At 44.0% G+C, this 7,978-nt stretch carries 8 protein-coding genes and 2 pseudogenes; 8 read left to right on the forward strand and 2 right to left on the reverse strand.

Features of this window, described 5'->3' with window-relative positions; all coding sequences use genetic code 11:
• The 6 genes and pseudogenes from PX482_RS19095 to PX482_RS19120 form a co-directional block, all read left to right on the forward strand.
• Positions 1-126: pseudogene (locus tag PX482_RS19095) on the forward strand (IS630 family transposase); the annotation flags it as partial.
• Between the two features lie 23 nt (positions 127-149).
• Positions 150-1,019, forward strand: a pseudogene (locus tag PX482_RS19100) (PatA/PatG family cyanobactin maturation protease); the annotation flags it as partial.
• Between the two features lie 80 nt (positions 1,020-1,099).
• Complete coding sequence (locus tag PX482_RS19105; protein ID WP_002762745.1) at positions 1,100-1,357, forward strand: cyanobactin biosynthesis system PatB/AcyB/McaB family protein; 258 nt, start codon at positions 1,100-1,102, stop codon at positions 1,355-1,357.
• 123 nt (positions 1,358-1,480) lie between these two features.
• Complete coding sequence (locus PX482_RS19110) at positions 1,481-1,981, forward strand: hypothetical protein (protein ID WP_002762747.1); 501 nt, start codon at positions 1,481-1,483, stop codon at positions 1,979-1,981.
• A gap of 323 nt (positions 1,982-2,304) precedes the next feature.
• Entirely contained in the window at positions 2,305-2,529 is a 225-nt protein-coding gene (locus tag PX482_RS19115) for a cyanobactin biosynthesis PatC/TenC/TruC family protein (RefSeq protein ID WP_002762749.1), read from the forward strand.
• Between the two features lie 144 nt (positions 2,530-2,673).
• Complete coding sequence (locus tag PX482_RS19120) at positions 2,674-2,829, forward strand: anacyclamide/piricyclamide family prenylated cyclic peptide (RefSeq protein ID WP_002762751.1); 156 nt, start codon at positions 2,674-2,676, stop codon at positions 2,827-2,829.
• Positions 2,830-2,910: 81 nt separating this feature from the next.
• Here the strand turns inward: PX482_RS19120 and PX482_RS19125 are convergent, their stop codons facing one another.
• Positions 2,911-3,723, reverse strand: coding sequence for a Uma2 family endonuclease (locus tag PX482_RS19125; RefSeq protein WP_288096772.1), 813 nt, complete (start codon positions 3,721-3,723; stop codon positions 2,911-2,913).
• Between the two features lie 67 nt (positions 3,724-3,790).
• On the opposite strand from PX482_RS19125, the gene PX482_RS19130 reads away from it, so the two are divergent.
• Positions 3,791-5,887, forward strand: a complete 2,097-nt coding sequence (locus PX482_RS19130) for a S8 family peptidase (protein WP_288096775.1) — start codon at positions 3,791-3,793, stop codon at positions 5,885-5,887.
• 845 nt (positions 5,888-6,732) lie between these two features.
• Positions 6,733-7,332: a ribosome hibernation-promoting factor, HPF/YfiA family gene (gene hpf / locus PX482_RS19135; RefSeq protein ID WP_002762757.1), complete on the forward strand. Its 600-nt coding sequence runs from the start codon at positions 6,733-6,735 to the stop codon at positions 7,330-7,332.
• A 58-nt stretch (positions 7,333-7,390) separates the two neighbouring features.
• Here hpf and PX482_RS19140 read toward each other — a convergent pair whose 3' ends face one another.
• Complete coding sequence (locus PX482_RS19140; protein ID WP_002762759.1) at positions 7,391-7,801, reverse strand: Hsp20/alpha crystallin family protein; 411 nt, start codon at positions 7,799-7,801, stop codon at positions 7,391-7,393.
• Between the last annotated feature and the right edge of the window lie 177 nt (positions 7,802-7,978).

Raw genomic sequence — 7,978 nt, forward strand, 5'->3', positions numbered from 1 at the left:
AATCGAGAATTTGAAAATAAAGAAGAACTGGAAAAAGTAGTCAATCAGCTTTTAAATGAAGGGGGATTGATTATTAAATGGAGTAGAAAACTTAAAAATAAGGGTAATGCTGTCAATGTAACTTAAATGCGTAAAAGCTTAATAAACCTGTTACCCCTAGCCAAGCTGCTGAACCTGCTGGTGGCATCGTCTATGCCATTGGCACCTTGGGCTATGACTTCGGCACCGAAGCCCGTCGGGACACATTTAAACAACTGATGCCGACAGCGGTAATTGGTGGTATTGAAGTTCCCTCTAATCCCTACGATGCCCGTCAGATGGTGGATTACCTAGCTGACCACCTCTCGGAGGCTAAATCCTTAATTTGGACCCTGAACCTGGAACTTACGCCAATTTACGCCATTGAACCCCTTGGCTCTTTTTCCCGCGAAGTTTATGCCGCTTTACAGGAACTTCTTTCGGGACAAGTGCAAGCAGAAGACAGCCCCGAATATATCCAGCGTGTCAGTATTCCGGGACGGATTACTGGGCGGACAGTACGCCTGTTCTCAGGGCAAGTTGTTCCCGTCATTGAACCGGATAGCCCCCGGGGAATTTATGGTTGGCACATCAATACTTTAGTCAGTGCGGCAATTGAAGCTGTTGGTGCAGAACAAACAGAAGCCCAAGAAAGCCAAATGCGCCGCACTTTGAGTAGTTTCCTCAACCGCATCTACTACGATTTACGCAATTTAGGGCAAACTTCCCAAGACCGCGCCCTCAATTTTGCTGCGACCAACGCTTTCCAAGCAGCGCAAACTTTTTCTGAGGCTGTGGGTGCGGGGATGGAACTCGATAGTATTAATGTTTCTAAGAGTCCTTTCTGTCGGCTGGATAGCGATTGTTGGGACGTACAGTTAAAATTCTTCGACCCGGAAAATAGCCGCCGCGCTCGTAAAGTCTTCCGTTTTACCATTGATGTCAGTGATTTAATTCCTGTCACCTTGGGCGAAGTTCGTTCCTGGTCTTCTCCTAATTAGTCCTTTCCCCTGCGCTGACTTCTGACTTCAAGTACGGGCGAAGCATTCCGATAGGAAATCTAAGGTTTCAGCGATAGGTTATGCCCGAAGGCTTCGCCCCTACCCCCATTATTTACCCCAAAACAACCGTGAGACTTCCCAAACAATCTGCTCCCGTCAAACGACCCCATTTCATTCATCCCCATGAATGCGTCGATATTATTCATGGAGATGGCGAAGATTTAGTATCTATCTTAGTTAAGTTAGTTCATGGAGCCAACTACAACGATCCAGCACAATTTCAATATCCTCATTATGGCTATCTGAAAATGTCCTCTTTTGGCGGTTTTCGTTATTAGTCAAGGGTGGAGAATATACTCGTGATTAATCTGTCAGCAAAAAGCAATCTGCTCTGATAGATAATGACAGCATAAGCAACACTCAAACCCCAAATTCACCTACTCACCGATCACTCCAATTTTATGACGGCAATTCCTGTTGATTTAGTCATTGTCATTGATACCAGTGTCTCCGTTAAAGCGGAGGCCGAAGGATTGAGTCAGGCGGCGGAAACGGCGATCGCTAATGCCCGCTCCCACTGCCCCTCAGACCTGCGAGTGATTTGGCTGGGGATCGAAGGAACCTGGAAAAACACCCAATTTGAGCGCACAGTTCGAGACTATCTAACCAAAACCTGTGCCATTCCCGAATCGGCCTTAAAAAGCCGAAAAAAAGGTGAACTCCCATCGGGAGGAGCCCAGGAAGATGCGGCCCGGGTGATGCAAGATCTGGCCACTCATTTTGATTGGCGGTCTGGGGCGAAAAGGGCGATTTTTTACCTAGGAGATGAAGCCTTAGATGCAGGCGGGGACAAAACCCTTGCCAAGGATATTGAAGCCGCTAACCAGGCGATTCAAGGAGCTAAAACGGCACAAGTGATCATTCATAAGCTAAACGGCTTTTACTTCGGATCACCGATATAGACTCCAAAAGGGTTATAGCTGTTGGATCATGCAGGTTAAGCGCCGTTTAGCTTACCTATTGTGGTCAATCCAAAAGTCGCTATCGTCACACGATTGAAGCTGAATATGCTCGCGTCGCCCAAGAAACTGGCGGTCAATCTTTCACCGCGGAAGGTTCTCTCAGGGATTTTGCCACGGTTCTCGAACAAATCATTTGTGGGAGTCAATCTCCTCCTCAAATCCTCTTAAACGAACCGCAGAAAACTGATACGCCAACAACTGCTTTAGCAACTGACGGCGATCCACAACCTGTATTACAACAAACTCATGGAGAGCATCAAACTATGTCTAAATCCAAAGATTCTACAGAATCAGCAGCCGCTGCCGCGAATGTTACTCAACCCACCCCGGAACAACCGAAGATTGAGCAACCAGAAACAACTGAACCTAAAACTAAATACATTCCCGCCACTGGTTTAGAAGATTACGGACGCTGGAAAACCATGTTCAAAGATCGCAAGGCGAATCCCAATGATCCGCCTTTTCGCCGCGGTCGCATCTGGTGTTAAACTTTGTCCATTTTTCCCGCAAAACTTTGTCTATTTTTACCGCAAACAAATTGTTTAAAGTTGACAATAGTTAACAGAAAACTCTTGACAAGGATCGTGTAAATCTTTCAGTGTTATCGACAACTACCTTTGGAGTAACTTACGATGAAAACCCCAAAACTGACCCCTCGCATTACCGCCCCGGTTCAACGAGACAATATGAGTACCGTTCCTAGTGATGGTAATGTGATTACCCCTGCTACCTTCTGTGATTTAGCCACCAAGCAATGTTATCCCTTTGCGGGTGACGACGCAGTGTAATTTGTTCTTCCTGGCATTAGTCATTAGGTAGGCAGTCTTTTTTTACATGAATTGTTCGCGCTTGCCTACCTGACAAAACGACTACTCTTCAGGTTCTATCCCCAAGGCCCTTAACTGTTCCGCTAGGCGATCGGCTCGTTGTCGTTCCTGTTCGGCTCGTTGTCGTTCCTGTTCGGCTCGTTGTCGTTCCTGTTGAGTAGATTCCTGGGAAGTTAACAACAAGTTACCTTCCCCATCCCACCAGCGAAGCCAGGGAAAGGATTGATTTTGGTATTCCCCCTGCCAAATTCCTAACTCTACCTTTAAAGGAACAATGGGATAATGACCGCGCTGATTAGGAGTCATTTTTTGGTAACGACCATTAACTAACTGGTACATCTCGATCTGGGCCTTGTTAACTTCATAAATTCCATAAAAAGGAATTTGAATCGCTCGCTCATAGATCCAAAATTTACCCTTGACAGGCGTTTTATCCCGTTCTTCTTCACCATTACCAGAGACAAATTCTAAGGCAATAACCGGTTCAATGGTTTCTTTCCACATCACAAAAGAACGCCGGACTTGACCATCAATCGTTGTGGGGACATGGGGAACATAAAACCAATCGGGAGCAACAGCACCTTTTTCTAGGGATTCTGGATGCTCTGGCAATCGCCAATAAATCCCACAATCTCGACCCAGACAGTAATTACCGTCAGGATGTAATTGCTCCAAAAGGGGTGTAATAGTATCCGTTAAAAGGTCTGCTTGGGGAGGCTCTTGATAGTTTTTCACAAAACTTCCATCTTTATCCGGGAGTTGGGTGTGGTCGGGTAAAGGGGAATCGCAATACACCGTGGTCGAAGGTTCCTGAATTGTGGTTGCGGGTTGTGCCGTTGGGGTGATTGCACTCATCTTTAATTCCCCTATTTTTGTTATCTAGCTTTTATTCTATAACTGTTCTTGAAAACCTGCAAAAACTATGCCTGATCTCAATGCTATCCCCGGAATGACTGCTCTTCGCTCCCATACCAAAGGCGATCCCCGCATCAAAATTGCCGTTCTTGATGGACCGATTGACTTAGATCGCGCCTGTTTCCAAGGAGCAAATATTACCCGCCTTGATCCCTATTGGTCGGAAGAATTTCCCATCGATCCCCAACACTTACAAGCCTTTTTAGATATAGAAAAAAGTGACAAAAGTGATGAAGAAAAAGAGTATCTGTTCAAAGAAGCTATCCCTGATGAAAACATCCTCCACAGTTTGCATTTGCGCTTCCATGCTAACCATATTATCAGCACCATTTGTGGCCAGCCAGATTCACCCGTAGAAGGGATTGCTCCTCAGGCTACTGTAATTAATATTCCCATCGCCTATAGCAACGAAGATTTTATTAATCCTCTCAATCTTTCTCGCGCAATTAGTACCGCTATTGAACAGGGAGTTAATATTATCCATTGTGCCGCTTGTCACCCAACTCAAAGCGGATTAGCGCACGAATTTATTGATAAAGCAATTCGTCAAGCTCAAGCTAATAATATCCTGGTGATTGCCCCCGGAGGTAATGATAAAGGAGAGTGTTGGTGCGTTCCTGCGGTATTAGAAAATGTCCTGACAGTAGGAGCAATGAAAGATACAGGCGAGCCATTTAAATTTAGTAATTTTGGTGGTAAATATGCAACTCAAGGGATTCTCGCTCCAGGAGAGAATATTTTAGGCGCTCAACCCGGAACCGATGACCCCATCCGCAAAAAAGGCACTAGCTGCGCCGCTCCCATTGTGACAGGAACAGCCGCTTTATTAATGAGTTTACAATTAGAACAGGGGTTATCTCCCGATGCAGAAGCAGTAAGAGTCGCCTTGATTAATAGTGCCATCCCCTGCGATCCTAATGAAGTAGAAGAACCAGAACGCTGTTTATTAGGAAAAATCAATATTGCGGGTGCTTATGAACTGCTGACGGGAGAGAAATTACAAACTGTTGAAGCGGATAACAATTTGTCGAATAATATCATAAAATCGGCGGTAATTCCGATGACAGTGACAACCTCGGTTATCCCATCTAATACAACCGAGATGGCAACTCAGGGAATAACTATAACCACCCCAACAGCAGCGACAATAGAACTGGTGATCACTCCTAGCAATGCTTCAGAAAATGTTTCCTCAACCGGATTAATACAAAATAATCAAACAAATAAAAATATTGTCTTTAATAGTGTCGTTCCTAGTCAACGTTCAAACCTCGTTTATGTGTTAGGAACTTTAGGCTATGATTTCGGCACAGAAGCGCGTCGGGACACCTTTAAACAATTAATGCCAACCATCACGATCGATAATCTTGAATTACCATCCAATCCCTACGATGCGCGGCAAATGGTAGATTATTTAGAAAGTAATTTATCAGAAACTAAGTCTTTAATTTGGACAGTCAATTTAGAACTAACTCCCATCTATGCAATTAAACCCGTGGGAGCTTTTGCCGCCGAGATTTATCAAGTCATGCAATATATGTTAGCGGGTCAAATATTACCAGAATCTGACGAAGATTATGTTGAAAGGGTGAGTATTCCGGGTATGCTTACAGAGGAAACCGTGAAACTTTTTTCGGGTCAAATTGTTCCCGTCATCAAGGTTAATAGTCCCCGGGGAATGTATGGCTGGAAAATTAATACTTTGATTGAATCAGCCATAGAAACTGTTCGCACAGAACATGAAATCGCCGATGAAGTAAGGATGCGGCGTTCTCTAACCAGTTTCTTAAATCGCATTTATTATGACTTACGCAACGTCGGACAAATCGCCCGCGATCGCGCCTTAAATTTTGCCGCTACTAACGCCTTTCAAGCGGTACAAACCTTCTCCCAAGCAGTAGCAATGGGAATGGAATTACACAGTATTGAAGTGGAAAAAAGCCCCTTCTGTCGCTACGGAAGTGAATGTTGGGATGTGAAATTAAAATTCTTCGATCCCGAAAATGGTCTGCGGGCCAAACGAGTTTTTCGCTTTACCATTGATGTCAGCGATCGCAACCCTGTAACCTTAGGAGAAGTGCGTTCTTGGGCTGTTTCTAAGTGAGGTTTTAGCTTAGGATCAACTTACCAATATTGAAAAAAGCAATAAGCGATCGCTCTTAACTGTGCTGGAAATTTGTCAAGATTAAATTTAACAAACTTAACATCTGAGTCAGATGAACGTAGGTTGGGTTGAAGCATGAAACCCAACGCCTGCTCATGTTACGCTACCGCTAACCCATCCTACAAATAATTGTGCCTCCCTACTTAAATTTAACAAACTTAACATCTGAGTCAGCAGCGAGAGTGTAAGTCGGGATTAGCAATTCTCGCTGGCACTAGCGATCGCTGTTGTCCCGAGAGCAGCGGGAGTAATTGCCCGAATTTTTAGCCCACAGAGACGAGGTATTTTTTGAGCATTCATTGCGAAATTTGTCAAATTATTTAAGAAATGTGAAGGAGCGCAAAGGAAAATTAAAAGAAGGGAAGATATAGATGTTGGGGAGAATACTAAGTGCTAATCTAGGGTTATCCCATCTATTCCGAGGTTAACCGTCCCACAGGAGAAACAATCACCGGATTCCCTTGCCGGCGGCGAAAATCGGTTTCTTTAAATAAAAGTTAACAGAACTTCGCACTTCTGTTAAGAAAAGGTTTACAGAAACTTGTTAGAATAGAGGTAGATAAATCCAGTTGCAAATAGGCGCTCGACCCGATGAATTTTCCGCGCGATCCGACAAAAAAAAGAGAACGAGAACACCGACAATATCTAGACTGTGACCTCTAATTGACTTTCACTCAACAGCGCAAACGAGCAGTTTTTTGAGGATTAAATTCCTAGCATCAACACCCCTTAAAAATAGTTGATGTGGGCAGTCCATAGCAAAATTTTTAGATGGAGTAGTGAGTATGAAGCTATTGATTCAGGGCAATAATATCGCTGTCACCGAACCTATTCATGATTATGTGGAACAAAAGCTGGAGAAAGCGGTGAAACATTTTAACGGCATAACCACAAAAGTCGATGTTCACCTCTCCGTGGAAAAGAATGCGCGCATTCCCGATCGCCACAAGGCAGAAGTAACGGTTTATGCTAATGGAACAGTGATTCGCGCTCAAGAAGGAAGCGAAAATTTGTACGCAAGTATTGATTTAGTTTCTGATAAAATCGCTCGTCAACTCCGCAAGTATAAAGAAAGACTGGTGGATCATCGCACCCACGCTACCGTTAAAACTAGCGAGGTGGTGCAAGAGAAACCCTTAGATGATAACCTAATTGGCGATCGCACTCCCGAATTACCTGCGGAAGTAGTGCGGATGAAATACTTTGCTATGCCACCGATGACTATTGAGGAAGCACTAACACAATTGCAATTAGTCGATCACGATTTCTATATGTTCTGCAACAAAGACACGAACGAAATCAATGTTATCTATCAACGCAATCACGGCGGTTTTGGTGTTATTCAACCCCGTCCCGTCAACCTAAATGGCAAAGAATCCAATTAACAGTTAGCGACTACAAATAAAACAAAAGACTGGAGAAATTCTCCAGTCTTTTTCTCATCTAACCAAGATTAACTTTAACCACTTTATTTTTTTCTGCCACCGCTTTCGGGAGGGTGAGATAAAGAATACCGTCTTGATAGTTAGCGGTAACTTGGCTATTTTGCACCTCCACTGGTAGGGTAATCAAGCGACTAAATTTACCATAATAAAATTCGCTGTTTTCCACCTCGGCAGGGCGTTGACGTTGCCCATTAATAGCCACCATTTGTTTGCTAACCTCCACATCGATATCTTTAATATCCACACCGGGTAATTCGATTTTCAATTGCACGGAATCCTCATTAACAGAGATTTCCACCGGGGGACGAGATACCGATGAAGTTGTCGGTAATACTTCTTGAAAAAGTTGATCGATTTGACGTTGAACAGAATTAATTTCGAGGAAGGGAGAATAAAGAGTGAAAGCCATAGTAATAATTTCCTTGAGAGGTTTTCTCTGACTGCGATTACCTCTATCTTAAGCAACTAACTTGACTTCCACAAGGCGGTTTTCAGGAAACAAAAAGTCGCAATAACCGATACACTTATCAGTTATCAGTTATCAGTGGGGTGTGGGGTGTGGGGAAGTGGGGAAGTGGGGTGTGGG

Origin of the sequence: Microcystis sp. M53602_WE12 (genome assembly GCF_030065455.1) — a bacterium.
GTDB classification, from domain to species: Bacteria; Cyanobacteriota; Cyanobacteriia; order Cyanobacteriales; family Microcystaceae; genus Microcystis; species Microcystis aeruginosa.